The 15600-nt window shown below is 70.7% G+C and carries 12 protein-coding genes and 1 pseudogene; 4 read left to right on the top strand and 9 right to left on the bottom strand.

Features of this window, described 5'->3' with window-relative positions:
• Window positions 1–11: 11 nt before the first annotated feature.
• The 5 genes and pseudogenes from ACN28I_RS15660 to ACN28I_RS15640 all read right to left on the bottom strand — a co-directional run bounded on the left by ACN28I_RS15660 (window position 12) and on the right by ACN28I_RS15640 (window position 7464).
• On the bottom strand, window positions 12–1580 hold the full coding sequence (locus tag ACN28I_RS15660; RefSeq protein WP_420942827.1) for a hypothetical protein: 1569 nt from the start codon (window positions 1578–1580) through the stop codon (window positions 12–14).
• On the bottom strand, window positions 1556–3841 hold the full coding sequence (locus tag ACN28I_RS15655) for a methyltransferase domain-containing protein (protein ID WP_420942826.1): 2286 nt from the start codon (window positions 3839–3841) through the stop codon (window positions 1556–1558). The genes ACN28I_RS15660 and ACN28I_RS15655 overlap by 25 nt, the downstream gene beginning before the upstream one ends.
• Window positions 3842–3862: 21 nt before the next feature.
• Window positions 3863–4660, bottom strand: a complete 798-nt coding sequence (locus ACN28I_RS15650; protein ID WP_420942825.1) for a glycosyltransferase family 2 protein — start codon at window positions 4658–4660, stop codon at window positions 3863–3865.
• Window positions 4661–4740: 80 nt separating this feature from the next.
• Entirely contained in the window at window positions 4741–5220 is a 480-nt protein-coding gene (locus tag ACN28I_RS15645; RefSeq protein WP_420942824.1) for a hypothetical protein, read from the bottom strand.
• Window positions 5217–7464, bottom strand: a pseudogene (locus ACN28I_RS15640) (glycosyltransferase family 4 protein). Before ACN28I_RS15640 ends, ACN28I_RS15645 begins: the two are co-directional and overlap by 4 nt.
• 43 nt (window positions 7465–7507) lie before the next feature.
• On the opposite strand from ACN28I_RS15640, the gene ACN28I_RS15635 reads away from it, so the two are divergent.
• The gene (locus ACN28I_RS15635; RefSeq protein ID WP_420942823.1) at window positions 7508–8599 is read left to right on the top strand and encodes a glycosyltransferase family 4 protein; all 1092 of its coding nucleotides are present in this window, start codon (window positions 7508–7510) and stop codon (window positions 8597–8599) included.
• A gap of 173 nt (window positions 8600–8772) precedes the next feature.
• On the opposite strand, the gene ACN28I_RS15630 is transcribed toward ACN28I_RS15635, so the two are convergent.
• The 4 genes from ACN28I_RS15630 to ACN28I_RS15615 all read right to left on the bottom strand — a co-directional run bounded on the left by ACN28I_RS15630 (window position 8773) and on the right by ACN28I_RS15615 (window position 11552).
• Window positions 8773–9381 carry an imm11 family protein gene (locus ACN28I_RS15630; RefSeq protein ID WP_420942822.1) on the bottom strand — a complete coding sequence of 203 codons (609 nt, stop codon included), beginning with the start codon at window positions 9379–9381 and terminating at the stop codon, window positions 8773–8775.
• Window positions 9378–10577: an AHH domain-containing protein gene (locus tag ACN28I_RS15625; protein WP_420942821.1), complete on the bottom strand. Its 1200-nt coding sequence runs from the start codon at window positions 10575–10577 to the stop codon at window positions 9378–9380. Before ACN28I_RS15625 ends, ACN28I_RS15630 begins: the two co-directional genes overlap by 4 nt.
• A 185-nt stretch (window positions 10578–10762) precedes the next feature.
• On the bottom strand, window positions 10763–11266 hold the full coding sequence (locus ACN28I_RS15620; protein WP_420942820.1) for a hypothetical protein: 504 nt from the start codon (window positions 11264–11266) through the stop codon (window positions 10763–10765).
• Window positions 11217–11552 (bottom strand): hypothetical protein, encoded by a 336-nt coding sequence (locus ACN28I_RS15615; RefSeq protein WP_420942819.1) that lies wholly within the window; start codon window positions 11550–11552, stop codon window positions 11217–11219. Before ACN28I_RS15615 ends, ACN28I_RS15620 begins: the two co-directional genes overlap by 50 nt.
• Window positions 11553–11787: 235 nt before the next feature.
• Between ACN28I_RS15615 and ACN28I_RS15610 the strand changes: the two genes are divergently transcribed.
• From ACN28I_RS15610 to ACN28I_RS15600, 3 genes are all read left to right on the top strand, one after another.
• A complete protein-coding gene (locus ACN28I_RS15610) occupies window positions 11788–13077 on the top strand; it encodes a myxosortase-dependent phytase-like phosphatase (RefSeq protein ID WP_420942818.1) in 1290 nt (429 codons plus the stop codon).
• Between the two features lie 45 nt (window positions 13078–13122).
• Window positions 13123–14961 carry a bifunctional metallophosphatase/5'-nucleotidase gene (locus tag ACN28I_RS15605; RefSeq protein ID WP_420942817.1) on the top strand — a complete coding sequence of 613 codons (1839 nt, stop codon included), beginning with the start codon at window positions 13123–13125 and terminating at the stop codon, window positions 14959–14961.
• 205 nt (window positions 14962–15166) lie between these two features.
• Complete coding sequence (locus ACN28I_RS15600) at window positions 15167–15535, top strand: hypothetical protein (protein WP_420942816.1); 369 nt, start codon at window positions 15167–15169, stop codon at window positions 15533–15535.
• The last annotated feature ends 65 nt before the right edge of the window (window positions 15536–15600 follow it).

Below are 15600 nucleotides of genomic sequence, written 5' to 3'. Positions count from 1 at the left end.
CGGGGCGGGGCTCAATCGAGGACGAGCGCCGTGTAGGGGCCCATCGTGAGCCGCTCGAAGCGGCGCCCCTCGCGGCGGAAACGGGCCTCCCACGGCTCGGGCACGCGGAACGGGCTCCCCGGGATGTGGGGGAAGAAGATCAACGCCGTCCTGCGGGCCGAGGCGAGCCGCTGCCGGTACGGGCGATAGCGCTCCACCCCGGAGGACGGCGGCACCACCAGCTGCTCCCTCCAGAGGTAGGTGAGCCGGTAGGCGACCCAGTAGTCCCCCGTGGCGGCCTCCACGCCCCGCGCCTGGAGCGCCGCCAGCAGGGCCCGCTCGTCCTCTCCGCTCCCGTAGCGCGTCACCGTCGGAAGGCCGCCCTCCAGCCAGCCGCCATAACCCAGCCACCCCGCCACCCCGAAGTGCGCCACCCCCACCCCCAGCAGGACCACTGCCAGCTTCGTCCTCCCCGTGCGCACGAGCCTGTCGAGCACCGGGGCCGCCACCAGCGGAAAGCCGAGCAGCACGGGGACCAGGTAGCGCGCGCTCATCAAATCCATGGCCCGGTGGGTGAAGAGGAAGCCGATGATCGACACCCCCATCCAACCCGCGCCACACCACGCCAGCCGGCGGGCGGTCCTGTCCGCCACGGGGAGCAGGGCGATGACGCCGCCTCCGAGCACCAGCAGCAGGAAGGCTCCCAGTCCCAGCACCACCAGCAGCAGCGCGAGTCCCTCGGGCCGCAGCTCCGGCCGATCGAACCCGGTGGCCGAGGCGAACAGCTTCGCCCCGGTGAGGTAGGGCAGGCACTTCTCCCAGAAGAGCGGCCAGACCCGCGGCAGATGGGCGGTGGTGAGCTCGCTGAGCTGGGGCGGCTGCATGGCGGCGAGCAGGCGGGGGATGCTGCCCACCCCGTAACCGGCCAGCGCGGCCCCCAGGGCGAGCCACCGCGGCCGGGCCACCCCCCACGTCCACCACAGCAGGTACAGCACCAGTCCCGGGAGGAGCTGGAGGACGAACAGGTCCGAGTAGTAGCCCAGCCCCACCGCCAGCCCGGCCAGTGCGGCGAGCAGCAGGCGCCTCCAGGGGCGGGCCGTGCCCGCGGCCCGCTCGGCGAGGTAGAGCCCCAGGAACACCAGGGTGAAGGCCCAGATCCGGAAGGCGCTGTAGGTGAGGAAGTTGAGCGGCTCGGGGCACACCGCGACGCTGCCCGCGCCGAGCGCCGCCAGCGGCAGGGGCAGCACCCGCCTCAGCACCCCGAACAAGGCGAGCACCAGCACCACGTGCCCGAGCACCGAGGACAGCGCCAGGGCCAGCGAGGGACGCACGGGCAGCAGCGTCTCGACGAGCAACACGGCCAGGGGCGCGGTGATGCCCTGGTAGTTCGTTCCCCACAGCAGCGGGGAGAACTCCCCGCGCGCCAGGTGCCAGGCCTGCAGGCCGACGACGGCGATGTCCGAGTCGAGCGCCTCGGCGTTGAGGAACACCGGGAGGCGGAACAGCAGGGTGCCCAGTGCCAGCAGCGCGCCCGTCGCGAGCACCCGCCGCGGGCTGTCGGCCGCCGGGCCCGGCGTCACGGCGAGGTTTCCTGTTCCCACCGAGGAGGCCTCCAGGCCGCGATGGCGCAGCACAGGGCTCCGATGATGAAGAAGTAGTAGTTGGCGAAGGCCTGCTTGCTGAATGCGAAGAACAGCAGGAACGTCAGGGCCACCGCGGCGGCGAAACCCGCCGGCGTCCGGGGGGCGCGCCAGAGCGACAGCCCGAGCGCGGGCAGCAGCGCCGCGAAGCCGAGCCACGTGGGGGGCCGTTGGCCCTTCACCACGTCCCACCAGGCCAGATAGCTGAGCGCATCCCTGCGGAAGGGCTGGCGGAGCTGGAAGCCGACCAGATCATGGAAGAAGGCCGCTGGATCCAGCACCGCGAAGGGCAGCGTCACCACCGCCGCGATCGCCGCGGCCTTCCACAGCGTGCGCACCGTGTCCCGCCAGGGCCGGGGACCGGGGTGCAGCAGCACGACGAGCGGGGTGGCGAGCACCAGGTAGTGCTTGGTGGCGAAGAGCAGGCCCAGCGCGACCGGCAGCAGCCGGGGCGTCCGGCAGGCACACCAGACGGTGGCCGCCAGCAGGAGCACGAGGTACGCGTCCGTCCAGCCCTGCTCGAGCACGAAGAAGGAGCGGGGAGTGAACAGGAAGAGCGCCGCGGCCACGGGCGCCCAACGCCCCGGCTGGCAGGTGCCCATCAGCAGCGCGGCCAGGCCCATCGCCGCCAGATTGGCGAAGCGGTAGTCCCCCCCGAGCAGGTGTCCGGCGCCAGCCAGCAGCAGGCTGAAGGGAGGGTAGGGGAAGCCCACCTGGACACGCCCGTTCACCAGCAGCCCCGGCCCGTAGAAGTGATCGTGCCCGTAGATGTCGGGCATGGTGATGGCATACGGGTTGAGGCCCTGGCCCAGGGCCTGGAAGGCCTCGACGTGCCACGCGTAGACGTCGATGGCCGGCCGGGGCGAGTGGTGGAGGATCCACGCGCCCAGCGTCAGGTGCACGCCCACCAGCAGCGGCAGCCGCAGCCGTCCCAGCCAGGGGGTGCCACCCAGGCCCGCTCCGGCCAGCACCGCCGCCGTCACGATGCCTCCCAGGAAGGGGGCGAAGCCCGTGGGGCCGGGGCGCAGGTAGATGGCGGGCGCGCTGGTGCCCAGTTGGATGAACTGCAGGACGAGGCCGAGGCCGAGCAGCAGGACGGCGACGTGCTCGGCCCGCCGCACCAGCCAGGCCTGCCGGGGGGCGGGAAGCGAGAGGGCCAGCAGCGCGGCGCCCAGCGCCACCGTCAGCAGGCTCACCGCCGAGGGGTGGAGGGCTCCGTTGGAGCGTTGGATGGCGTACCCGAGCGCCACGGCCGCCACGGTCAGCAGCGGCGCGAACAGGGCGCCCTCTTCCCGGGAGGGCCCGGGCGGGCTCTCCGGCGGAGGGGCGCTCATGAGGTGACGGCGCGGGCGGAGACGATGAGCGTCCCCCCGCGCCCCAGCAGGGTGGAGGCGAGCGTGGCGGGCACGGCCATCGCGGTGAAGGCCGGGCCCAGCGCGAAGCTGGCGGCCACCTCGGCGGAGCCGCCCCGCGCGGGCTTCCCGGTGAGCCGGTCGAAGAAGACGTTGGGGTGGGGCAGCAGGGTGTTGAGGGCGCTCTGCGCGAAGCCCATCAAGTCGTACTCGAGCCTCCTGGTGCCAGGTGCGCTCCACCCGGAAGCCCGCGCGCCCCAGCATCCGCTCCAGCGAGCCGCGGCCGAAGTGGTACAGGTGGCGGGGCACGTCGAGGTGGAACCAGGAGGCCCCGAAGAGGCGGGCCTGGACTCCGTCCGCGTCCGGCACGGCCACCACCAGCACGCCGCCCGGTGCCAGCGCTCCGGCCAGGGTGCGCAGGCTCGCCAGCGGATCTCTCAGGTGCTCCAGGCTGTGCCAGGCCGTGATGCAGTCGAAGGGTCCCAGCGGAAGCGCCTCGTCGATGCTCTCCCGCACCTCCAGACCCGCCTCGCGTGCCAGGCGCGGGTTGAGCTCCGTGCCGGAGACCCGCCAGCCCCGTGCTCGCGCCGCCAGCAGGAACGCGCCGTCCCCACACCCCACATCCAGCAACCGACGCCCCGCGCCCGTGCCCATGGCCCGCCGCACCAGTCCCACCCGCCGCGCGTTGCAGTACGCCGCCGTCACCCCATGCCGGCCGCCGTGATAGGTCCGCCCGTAATAGGGGGCGAGCTGCTCGGGCTGGGGCGTGGTGTGGCCCAGCCCGCAGTCCTGGCACTCGTCGATCGCGAAGAGCTTCTCGCGTCTGGGGGTCCTCGACCCGGGCGAAGCGCGGCCGCAGCGCGCCCCCACATCCGGCGCAGGCCTCGGGCCTCACATCGCCTCTCGGGTGGCGGGAGCGCGCTCGGGCTCCAGCTCGAGCTTGCGCCCATTCTTGGAGAGGAAGCGGGGGTGGGCCAGCCCCATCCGTGCCAGCCGCAGCTGGGCCGCCGCCTCCAGCACGCCGAACCCGTAGCGCACGCTCTTCATGAAGCCGATGGAGGACGACTGGTCCTCGTAGCGCGTGGGGCAGCTCACCTCGCCGATGCGGAAGCCGAAATGGATGGCCTGCACCAGCATCTGGTTGTCGAACACGAAGCCGTCGTCGTTCTCCTCGAGCGGCAGGGTGAGCAGCACCTCGCGCGAGAAGGCCCGGTACCCCGTGTGGTACTCGCTCAGCTTCTGCTCGACGAGGATGTTCTCCACCGCCGTCAGGAAGCGGTTGGCCACGAACTTGTAGAGCGGCATCCCGCCCTGGAGCGCCGTGTTGCCGAGGATGCGCGAGCCCAGCGCCACGTCATAGACGCCGCTGCTGATGCACGAGGCCAGCGCGGGGATGAGCTTGGGGGTGTACTGATAGTCCGGATGGACCATCACCACGATGTCCGCGCCGCGCCGGAGGGCCTCGGTGTAGCAGGTCTTCTGGTTGCCGCCGTAGCCCCGGTTCTTCGGGTGCACGAGGGTGTGGACTCCCAGGGAACGCGCGACCTCGGCCGTCCGGTCGCTGGAGCCGTCGTCGACGAGAATCACATCGTCGACGATGTCCTTGGGAATCTCCTCGTAGGTCTTCTGGACGGTGTGCTCGGCGTTGTAGCCGGGCATCACGACGCAGATCTTCTTGTTGTTGAGCATGGGTGCATCCCCCCTGGGCGCGGACGGAGGTTCTCCGGGGAGGCCCTCTCTAGCACGCTTCCAGGGGGGGAGAAGGGGGGCTACTTCTCGTCCGAGGCCTTCGCCTGCTTCGCCGTGCGACGGGGTCGCGCCGGAGCCTCGGCGGGCGGCGGCTGGGCCGGGGAGGCCCCCTGGGCGGCACGCAGCGTCTCCACCTCGGCGCGCAGGCGGATCACCTCGGCGGAGAGCTGCGCGTACGAGTCACGCACGTGGCCGTTGAAGACGCGCTGGCGCGAGAGCGCTTCGTTGATGAACACCTGGCACGTCTTGCGGAAGGCCCACTTGGCCACCAGCACCAACTGGCCCGCGCCACCCCGGTGGGTGTGCAGCGGCAGCGCGCGCGTGGCGTCCGCGTTCTCCTCCAGCGCCTGGAGGTTGAAGGAGAGCGGATCCACCCGCGGCTCCACGCCCTCGTCCGGCACGTCCGCCGGCTCCGAGGTGGGCAGGCCCCTCGTGCGCAGGCGATCCTCGATGCGCGCGAGCAGCTCGCGCGCGGGGATGTCCCGTCCCATCAGCTTCATCGGCTCTTCTCCCTGAGGATGCTTTCCATCTCTTCCCGGTAGGCGTCCACCACCCGGGGCCACGTGTACTTCGCGGCGTACGTCTTCGCCCGCCGGCTCATCACCGCGCGCTGCTCGCCCACTTCGCGCAGGCCCGTGATGAAGGACTCCAGGTCCGTGTACGTCCGGCCCGCGCGGCTGCGCTCCACCTGGCCCACCAGCACCTCCGAGTGCCCGTTGACCAGCACCGGCGTGCCCGAGGCGAAGGCCTCCAGCGTGAGCAGCGAGAGGCTCTCGTAGCGCGAGGGCACCGTCACCGTCAGCGCCCCGGCCAGCGCGTCGTACTTGTCCTGCTCGCTGATGCGGCCCACGTGGCGCACGCCCTCGCCGCGCAAGTCCATGTGCGCCTCGCCCGCGAGCACCAGATCCGGCGCGTCGTGGAAGCGCGCACGCAGCTCCCGGTGGTGCGCGAGCAGCTCGGGGATGCCCTTGCCCGCCTCCAGCCGCCCCACGTAGAGCAGGTACGGGTTGCGCACGCCGTACTGCTCGCGGAAGCGCCGCGGGTCCACCTTCTCCGGCACGTCCACCCCCACACCCACCACCCGCGCGGGCGCATGGTCCGGGTAGTACCGGCCGATGAGCTCCACCTCCTCGGGCGTGTTGCAGAGCAGGGCGCGCGGGCGCTCGAAGACGTCCGCGTACACGCCGAAGCGGATGGGCGGCTCGTCGTGCGCCGTGGGGACGATCAGCGCCCGGTCCGCCACCATGGGCAGGCCCCACACCGTGGGCGCGTACAGGTAGGTGAAGAAGACGAAGCCGTCGTAGTCCGCCCCGTGCGCGTCCAGGTGCTCCAGCAGGCCGGGGGCCAGCGGGCCCTGCTCGGCCACCCAGTGCTCCTCGCGCAGCCGCTCGTTGGGCTTGTCGAAGACCTGCTTGGACAGCCCGTTGAAAGGACGGATGTTCCGCACCCGCGTCACCGGGAAGCGCAGCACCTTCACGCCCTCCACGTGCGCGTCCTGCTCCTCGCCCGGCGGGAAGACGTTCTCCCAGGTGAGGTGGTTCTTCGCGCACGTGGTGAGCACTGTCAGATCCCAGTGCGGCGCCAGTTGCTCCACCACCTGCTGCGCGTGGCGCTCGGCTCCGCCCGTCACCTCGCCGTAGCGCTGCACCACCACGCCCACCCGGGGCTTCTTCCTCCCCGGCGGGGCGCGGCGCCTGGGGCGCTTGTCCTCGCCCAGGGCCTTCGCGAGGGCCTTCCGGCTCGCATCGGCGGAGAAGTCCTTCAGCCGCCGGGCCTGTCCCGCGAGCAGGCGCTCGCGCAGGGCCGGGTCCTCGCACAGGTCCACCACCAGCTCGGCGAGGAAGGCGAAGCGCTTCTGGTCGAAGGCGATGCCCGCGCCCCCGAGCGTCTCGGGCACGGCCGCCGCCGCGTAGGCCAGCACCGGCACCTCGGCCGCCATGGCCTCGATGAGCGGGACGCCGAAGCCCTCGTGCTCGCTCATGGAGACGAAGACGTCGGCCGTGCGGTACGCGGCCACCAGCTCCGCGTGGTTGAGCCTCCCGAGGAAGTGCACCCCGGACAGCTCGCGTGCCCTGTGCTGGAGCGACTTGAAGTAGCGGCTGCCCGGCTCGTAGCCGCCCACCACGAGGAGGCGCGCGGTGGGCCGCAGCCGGAGCAGCTCCGCGTGCAGCGCCAGCAGGTCCTCGAAGCGCTTGTGTGGCGCCACCCGGCTCACCGAGAGCACCACCGGGCCGGGCCCGGCCAGGCGCGCCAGCAGCGCCTTGTCCGCGTTGGCCTCGGAGAAGCGCTGGGGCTCGACGAAGAGCGGGACGGTGTGGACGTCGCGGTAGCCGGCCTCGCGCAGCTCGGCGCGGTTGTAGTCCGACACACCGATGGCCACGTCCACGAAGGGGGCCATGGCGGCGAGCTGCGCCCGCCCCGTGAGGAGCGCCTCGGCCAGCGGAGTGCCCGTGTAGTAGCGCGCGGGGCTGATGTTGTGGAAGACGATGCCCCGGCGGCAGGGCAGGTGCAGCAGCCGGCTGCTCAGCGGCGAGGCGATGCCGTGGTGGTAGAGGACGAGGTCGTCCGGACCGGGGCGCAGGGCCGAGACGGGATGCGCCAGGGACTCCAGGCCCGCTCCGACCTCGCCCGCGTAGAGGCTCGCCGGAGTGACCCAGCCGGCGCAGCAGGAGCTGCAGGTGCAGCGCCGCCTGTCCGGTGGCGTCGCCCGCCACGAAGCTCGGAATCAGCTGATGGACCGCCATAGGGGAACCCTGCCTATCACAGCACCGTGCTATGAGGCGCACCGTGTCAATCGGTCCTGTCGCTTTCGATGCGAGTCTCTGGGACGAGCCCACCACGGGCATTGGTCTCTACACCCGCTGTCTGGCCGAGGGCCTGGAGGCCCGGGGCGTCCGCCTGGAGCGGTGGGGCGCCCGGGTTTCGGGGGAGGACCCGAGAGGCCACCTGGGACGCACCGCCTACGTGCTGGGCCGGCTGCCCCAGGTGCTGAGGGACTCGGAGGCGCGGCTGTACCACGCGCTGGGCAACTTCAACCTTCCGCTGATGCGCACCCCCGGCAAGGCGTACGTCGTCACCGTTCACGACCTGATTCCCCTGCTGATGCCCGAGACGGTGTCGCGGGCGTACCGCTGGCAGTTCCGCCTGTGGCTGGCCCGGAGTGTCCGGGTGGCGGACCGCATCCTCTGCGTGAGTGCGTGCACCCGGGATGATCTGCTGGCGCGCCACCCCGAGGCCGAGGGCAAGGTGTCGGTGGTCTACAACGGGGTGGACCACGTGGACCGCCATGTGCCGGATGCGACCACCGAGGACTTCCTGCGCACGCAGTCGCTGCCGGAGCGGTACGTGCTGTACGCGGGCTCGCTGGACGTGCGGAAGAACGTGAGCCTGGTTCTGGACGCGCTCGAGCGGCTGAAGGCGCGGGGGCGGCCGGCGGCGCTGGTGATGGTGGGGCAGAGCTGGTTCGGCTCGGGGACGGTGGAGTCGCGCGTGGCGCGCATGCGCTCGGAGGGGCATGACATCCGCTTGCTGGGGTACCAGTCCGAGGCCGTGTTCTACGAGCTGATGCGGCGGGCGACGGTGTTCGCGTTCCCGTCGAAGTACGAGGGCTTCGGGCTGCCGCCGCTGGAGGCCATGCGGTTGGGGACGCCGGCCATCGTGTCCACCACGGGAGCGACGCCGGAGGTGTGCGGACAGGGGGCGCTGGCGGTGCGGCCGGATGACGAGGAGGGGCTGGCGGAGGCGATGGACCGGCTGCTGTGCTCGGACACAGAGCGGCGGCACTGGGCGGAGGAGGGGAAGCGGCAGGCGTCCCTGTTCACCTGGGTGCGCTGCGCGGACGAGACGCTCGCGGCCTACGAGGAGACGCTGCGGCGCTGAGGGGAACTGACCCCAGGTGAGCCTCACTCGTAGTCGACTACGAGTGGTGTAGGTGGATGTGTGGCTTCACTCGTAGTCGACTACGAGTAGACGGGGCCAGACGGCTCTTGGCCGCCCCACCATCAATCCGAGCAGGAAGGCTGTCGCGCCCAGGGCGGGCTTCATCGTTGCACTCACACTTCGATGAATTTGATTCCGGTGACGTGCTCCTGCTCCAGAGCCTCCTTGATGTCCTGGGAAACAATGATCGCGACGAGCCATCCCCAAGGCCGGAAGATGCGGGCACCTTCGACCTTCGTCGGGTCGATGCGCATGTCGTAGATGGCCCGGTAGGTTCCAACCTTCTTGGGCTGTCCATCCTCTGGCTTCCAGTACACCACCTCACTACAGCGAGCGTCGTCGATGCAGCGCACGACCCGAGTGACATTGAGGATGAACCAGGGCTCTTCGCGTGAGGCGATCTTCGCCGGTAGGAATTGCACGTCTGTTGTTCCCATCCGCTCGAAGATGCGTACGACGCGCTCAGGGACAACGGGAATGTTCAGACCCGAGATGTTGAAGTCGAGCGGAGTTCCTGCAGGTTGAGCGATTCGGAACGTGGATGGCTCCGCCAGGTCTCTTACATCGAGACGCTGCCCAGCGGTGTATCGCCAGGGGTCAGCGAGCCTCGTGCCTTGCTCATTGAAGGGGCCTTGAAACACCCAACCATCACTTCCGTCGGGGGCATAGACGTTCTGGGTGAGTCGGAAATAGGTGGAGGGTGTGGTATCGCGAAGATTCATGGGCGGACCTTCTTGATCAACATTTTGTTCAGCCTCGACCCAGGGGTGCAGAGTTCGTCAGCAATGCTCTTGAGTTCATCCGTGAATGCCCGCCTGCATTCATCCAAACTTGTACATTGGCTCAATGCTCCAAAGAGCCGGTCATAGACCGTCTGATGGTACTGCTCGGAGTGAGGTCCCTCATGGCCCTGGATGTGGATGAGATTCGCGGAGTCATTGAGACTCATCCCTACTTGTTCAAAGAGTTCCTCGAATCTTGGGGTCCACGGACCACCCCGCGCGGACGACTTCCGGTTGCCGACGGTGGCGAGGTGGTGCCACTCGCCGTTCTTGCTCGAGCCGTCATCACAAATGCTCTCGGCCCGGGTGGCGGCTGCCGCGTTGCCGAGCGTCGCTCCCGCGATGACGACGCTGCCATCCGCAACGACCTGCACCGTCGTCGCTTCGGTCATCAGGACATCATCCAGCGCAGCCGCACCGGCCGGGGCCCATTGTTTGCCTCGCATGCCGCCGGGTGGAACGCCCGGTAGTGCCTTGCCCAATCCGTAACTCGCCACCATCACCAGCAGCCTCAGCCCGGTTCCTCCCAGGGCCTTTCCAAATCGCTCCGCTGCCTTCTCCAACTCCGCCACCGTCCGGGCCTGCTCGGCCTCCTTGTACAGCCGCATGACGGTCACGGCCACGTTGCGAAGCTCGGCCACGGTGAAACTCATCAGGAGCACGAGGGTCAGCCTCGCGGCGAACGCCTTGGAGAAGAGGGGCTCGGGCGCCAGCCACGCGGCCATGTAGAGGGCCGTGGAGAGGACCACGCCCGAAACGAACAGCGGATCGTTGAACAGCTCATGCGCGGCATTCCGGAAGCCACTGCCCATGGACCGTGTCGAAAGGCGGAGGGCCATCACCTGTCGGCTATTTTCGAGCGCTTCCGGCAGGTGCAGGGTCGGCGAGCCGTACTTCGCGAGGTATTCCTCGCGGAGCTGTTTCTCCCAAGTGACAGACGTGCAACCCGAGGCACATGGCACCATACCCGCGGTGGCGAGCAGGGGCCCTCGTGGTTCAGGGGCGGTCCGCGACTGGTGCTGGAGGGCCAGGATGGAGCGCGCCTCGTCAACGGTGAAGTCCCGCGACAGGAGGGGGGCGTGCTCGAACGAGAGTTTCAGCCGTCCTCCTGGCAGTGCGCTCACGTTGACGGACACGTCCCGTTCAGGCCCACCGAGGGCGGTCCGTACCGGGGCAAACGTGAGGAGGAGCGCAGCGGCGAATATCCTCAGGGGCATGGTTCCGGAATCTACCTCATGGGTAGAGGCCGTCCCGCCGCGTCAGCCCGGTTCGCCATGCCGGCTCCTCACCTCGGAGGATTCCCGCTCGGCGGCACGGACGCTCAGGCGCGGACGAGCCGGTGCATCAACCCGGGGCGGGGCGCCTCGGCGAGGCCCGACATCACCCTCCCCACCAGCCAGAACTCGCCCTGGATGATGTTTCCGGGCTCCAGCGGGGCCGCCAGCTCCCGGGGCGAGGCGAGCACGTCGTAGCTCCCTCCCAGCGTCCGCACGATGGCGTGCTGGAACGTCTCCCCGGTGGCGAGGTTCTCCCGCAGCCCCGCCTCCAGCACCCGGCCCGTGAGGAAGACCTCGGCCGCCTCGGGCCGCTCCGGTCCTTCCGGTGAGAACAGGCCCGCCGGGATGAGGGACTCGGCGGCGAACTTCACCTCCTCGTCCGCTTGCGCCGTGGTGAAGGCCGCCTCGTCCGCCCAGACCTCCAGGCCGTGGGCGAAGGCGCACAGGCCCAGCTCGAGCATGGCGCCCCCGCTCACCCGCTCGCGCGTGAGCAGGAGGTCATCGAGCTGCGTGGCCAGCGGGTAGAAGCTCGCCCCGCGCGTCGACAATCTCCACGAGCAGCGGGTCGCAGAAGCGGCAATCCGGATCGCTGGCGAACCGCGTCGCGCGTGCATGGAGCCGGGAGCGGGCGCGGAATCCCGGGGTGGCGCACTCCACCCCGTCCTCCGACAGGACGAAGCTGACGCTGGCTCCACTCGCATCCGACCAGACGCGCAGCTCGTGGCCTCCCACCTTCCCGGCGGGCTCGCTGCGCTCCAGGAGCAACGACATGCGGCGCCCGAAGTCCTGCGGATCCCTCGCGGTGATGCCGATGCACGACATGTTGCTGGCCATGCCGGTCAGCCTACCACCGCCCCTCGTGGCCCCGGGGCTGAACGGGCCACGCCGGGCGGGCTCACGTCGCGCTGCCCGCGCGTCCCTGGGTGTCCCCTCACCGGTGTGCATGTCCACGAGGAGACCGGAGCCCCGGAGGATGCGCTCGCCGGTGAACGTCTCCGGCCCGGTCCTCCTTGCGCGGGTGGGAGTTCGTGGCCAACCCGTTGCCTCGAATACCGCCCAGGAGGCCGTCGTGCGTTTCCGCACACTTCTCATCGTGGCCGTCCTACTCGCCGGCCTGCCCGCGCGCGCCCAGTCATCCCTCCAGGTGTCGCCCACGTTGGAGACGGCGCAGGTGCTCGGCTCCGGAACCGTGGTGCAGGGCGCCGCCCTGTGGGTACACCCGTCGGATCCCGCCAGCAGCCTGCTCCTGGTGGCGGACAATCAGGTGGGGCTGCTGCTCTACCGGACCGACGGCACCCTGCTGGCGACGCAGTCCTCCGAGGGCGTGGCCTCGGGCGTGGACGTGCAGGAGCGCGTCCAGGTGACGGGCATCTCCCAGTCCCTGGTGATGGTGGCCAATCCGAGCCTCCAGGCACTCGTGGCCTACATCATCGATCCCACGACGCTCGGCATCCGCGGCGCGGGGCTGTCTCCCATCACCACGCAGGGCTTCGTCCCCAACAGCGTGGCTATGTACGTGAGCCCCACCTCCGGGCGTTTCTTCGCCTTCGCCGGGAGCGCCACGGGCGTCGTCGCGCAGTTCGAGCTCACCGGCCAGGTGGGGGCTGGGGGTGTCCAGGCCTCCCTGGTGCGCCTCTTCGACGTGGGGGACTCCGTGGTGGGCCTGGCCGTGGACGATGCCCAGGGCACGCTCTACGTCGTCGAGCAGGGCTCCGGCATCTGGCAGTACGGCGCCGAGCCCGAGCGTGGGGACGCCCGCACCCTGGTGGATGGGGTCACCGGGGGGGGGCTCAGCGCACCCCTGGGCGGGGTGGCCCTCTACACGGCGTCCGGCATCCGGGGCTATCTGCTGGCGGTGAGCGGGGGCGAGAACGCGGTGCGCATCTACGAGCGGGCTCCTTCCGCCCATACGTTCCGGGGCAGCTTCACCGTCGCCCAGGCCGGTGGAATCGACCCGGTGGATCGTCCGCGCCACGTGGTGGTGAGCAACCAATCCCTGGGGACGCGCTTCCCCCTGGGAATGGTGGCCGTGCATGACGGCACCAACGCCACGGGCGGCAACGAGAACTTCAAGCTCATCCCGTGGCAGACGATCGCCACCGGGTTCGCGACGCCGCTCGTCGTGGACACGGGGAACACCAACACCCCCGCGGATGGTGGAACGCCGGACGCCGGGACGGATGGCGGGGGCGGAGGGCCGACTTCCGGCCTCCCTCCGACGGGCCCCGGTGGCTCGCCGCCGCCGGGCTACAACGAGAATGGCCCCAATTGCTATTGCTCCTCGGTGTCCGTGCCGGGCTCGGTGCTGCTCGTGCTGGCGGGCGTGCTGCTGCTCTCGCGCCGGCGCCCCAGGGCCTGATGCGGGTTGCCTGCGGGGGGCGGCTGGGCTCAACTCGCCACCCGCATGTATCCCTCCCGACTCCTCTTCGCGCTGGTGGCCCTCGTGGCCGCCGGTTGTGCCAGCGCTCCGCGTCCCGCGGAGTCCTCCCCGGCTTCTTCTCCTTCCTCCCAGGCCCTCCAGGCCCCCGCCGAGCCCGTGCGGCTCACCCTGGTGGCCACCAACGACTTCCACGGCTGGCTGATGCCCCACAAGACCTCGCTCCCCAGTGGGCTCGAGGTGGAGCAGGGTGGGGGGGCCGTCTTCGCCGGCTACCTGGCCCGGCTGCGCGCGGACAACCCGGGCGGCGTGCTGCTGCTCGACGCGGGAGACCTCTTCCAGGGCACGCTCGCCTCCAACCTCTCCGAGGGCGCCCCGGTCATCGAGCTCTACAACCAGCTCGGCTACAACGCCGCGGCGCTCGGCAACCACGAGTTCGACTACGGGCCGGTGGGGCCCCGCTCGGTGCCCGGGCCGGGCGAGGACGCCTTCGGGGCGCTCACCGCGCGCATCCGCCAGGCGCGCTTCCCGCTGCTCACCGTCAACGTGCGCGATTCCGCCTCCGGCCAGACCCCCGCGTGGCTCGGCAATGACGGCACCCTGCTGGTGACGCTCAAGGGCGTGAAGGTCGGCGTGGTGGGCCTCACCACCCCGTCCACGCCGCACATCTCCAACCCCGCCCACGTCGCCTCCTTGCGTTTCGAGGACATGGTGCCCACCACTCTGGAGGCCGTCCGGCGCCTGCGCGCCCAGGGCGCCGAGGTGGTCGTGGGCCTGGCCCACGCCGGTGGCAAGTGCTCGGACCTCTCCAACCCGCGTGACAACTCGAGCTGTGATCGCAAGGACGATGAGATTCTCGACTTCGTCGAGGCGCTGCCGCCGGGCACCGTGGACGCCGTCTTCGCGGGCCACACCCACCAGCCCATGGGCCACTTCTTCGGGGACGTGCCCGTCCTGGCCACCTCGGGCCTGGGCCGCTCCTTCAGCCTGGTGGAGCTCTTCGTGGACCCGATCAGCCGCAAGGTGCTGCCCGCCAGCACCCGCCTCCAGGCCGCCGTGCCCGTGTGCGCCCGGGTGGAGGAGAAGAGTGGAACGTGTGATCCACGCAAGCTGAGGGACGCGGCCGCCACGGCCCGGTTCGTGCCCGCCACCTTCCTCGGACAGCCCGTGGTGCCGGATGCCACCGTCGGGACGCTGGTGGGCACCGCGCTCGCGCACGTGGACGAGGTGCAGCGCCGGCCGGTCGGCGTCACCGTCCCCGCGCCGCTGTGGCGCAACTACGAGGACGAGAGCGCGCTCGGGGACGTGCTGACGGACGAGCTCCGGGAGATGGAGGGCGCGGACTTCGCCCTGGTGAACCCGGGAGGGCTGCGCGCGGAGCTGGCGGCCGGCACCCCCACCTATGGGGACATCTACAGGGTGCTACCGTTCGATAACACCGTGGCCGTCGTCACCCTCACCGGGGCGGAGCTGCGGCGCCTGCTGGAGCTGGCCTATGGCGGGGGCGTCTCCGTCTTCCAGGTGTCCGGCCTGAACGTGACGCTCGCGAGCTGCCCGGCGAAGGACCGGCTGCGGGACGTGACGCTCGCGGACGGCCGGCCGCTGAAGCCCGAGGCGCTCTACCGCGGGGTCATGCCGGACTTCCTCGCCCGGGGCGCCGAGGGGTTCTCCGCCGTGCTGGGCTCGCTGCCCGCCGGCCGCATCGACCTGGGCACCACCCGGGAGCAGAACCTGCGCGAGGCGCTGATCGCCCGCTGGGGTGCCCGGAAGACTCCCCTCGTGGCGCCCGCCCCGGGGCGGATCCGCTACGTGGAGGATGGGGCCCAATGCCCCCAGCGCGAGGCCCGCTCCCGGCGCAAGCGCTGATCCCCGCTCCCCCTTCCCCGGGGGAGTGCTGGCAAGTGGCCGAGATCTCTGCGGATCGCCTCCCGAGCCGAAAAATCGGCTCCCGATCAGTTTTCAACGCCCGATTTCCTCCTTACTCTAGGGGCCGGAACGTCGTGTCCGCCCCTCGGGGACTCTCCTCGTGGGGGCCTGGGCGGGCCGTGCCGGCAGTTCGGGAGGGTATGAAATGCTTTACAAGGTCACCCCGATGATGCCTCCGCAGGCGCCGGAGAAATCCAAGCCGCGTGAGCCGGGGCAGCCGCGCAAGCGGCGCAAGTCGGCCGTCTATGACGCCGAGGGGCACGAGGTTCTCATCTCGCTGATGTGCCTCAAGTGCCGCACGCTCAAGCCGCTGGCGCAGTTCGGCCTGCGGAAGATGGCGGACGGGGCCATCCGCAACCAGCCCTGGTGCCGGGGGTGCCGCTCGGGCGCGGGGACCCGCAAGCCCAAGGAGCAGCAGGCCGAGGCCACTCCCGCGAACGTGATCGCTCCCGCTCCCGTCGCGGCGGGCCCGAACCTGCAGGTCATCTACCCCCCCGCCTCCTCCGAGGAGTGAGCGCCCGCGGGCCCGTGCCCGCGAGGGGTGGGGACGCGTCCACTGACGCCGCTGTGCCATGATGC

Origin of the sequence: Archangium gephyra (assembly GCF_049060025.1) — a bacterium.
Lineage (GTDB): Bacteria > Myxococcota > Myxococcia > Myxococcales > Myxococcaceae > Archangium > Archangium gephyra_A.
This window is presented reverse-complemented; position numbering and strand designations above follow the sequence as displayed.

Bases quoted from the DNA above. Each gene is read 5' to 3' on its own strand.
- ACN28I_RS15645 (WP_420942824.1), bottom strand. From the start codon at position 5,220: ATGAAGCTGATGGGACGGGACATCCCCGCGCGCGAGCTGCTCGCGCGC.
- ACN28I_RS15615 (WP_420942819.1), bottom strand. From the start codon at position 11,552: ATGGCCAGCAACATGTCGTGCATCGGCATCACCGCGAGGGATCCGCAG.
- ACN28I_RS15600 (WP_420942816.1), top strand. From the start codon at position 15,167: ATGCTTTACAAGGTCACCCCGATGATGCCTCCGCAGGCGCCGGAGAAA.
- ACN28I_RS15605 (WP_420942817.1), top strand. From the start codon at position 13,123: ATGTATCCCTCCCGACTCCTCTTCGCGCTGGTGGCCCTCGTGGCCGCC.
- ACN28I_RS15630 (WP_420942822.1), bottom strand. From the start codon at position 9,381: ATGAATCTTCGCGATACCACACCCTCCACCTATTTCCGACTCACCCAG.
- ACN28I_RS15650 (WP_420942825.1), bottom strand. From the start codon at position 4,660: ATGCTCAACAACAAGAAGATCTGCGTCGTGATGCCCGGCTACAACGCC.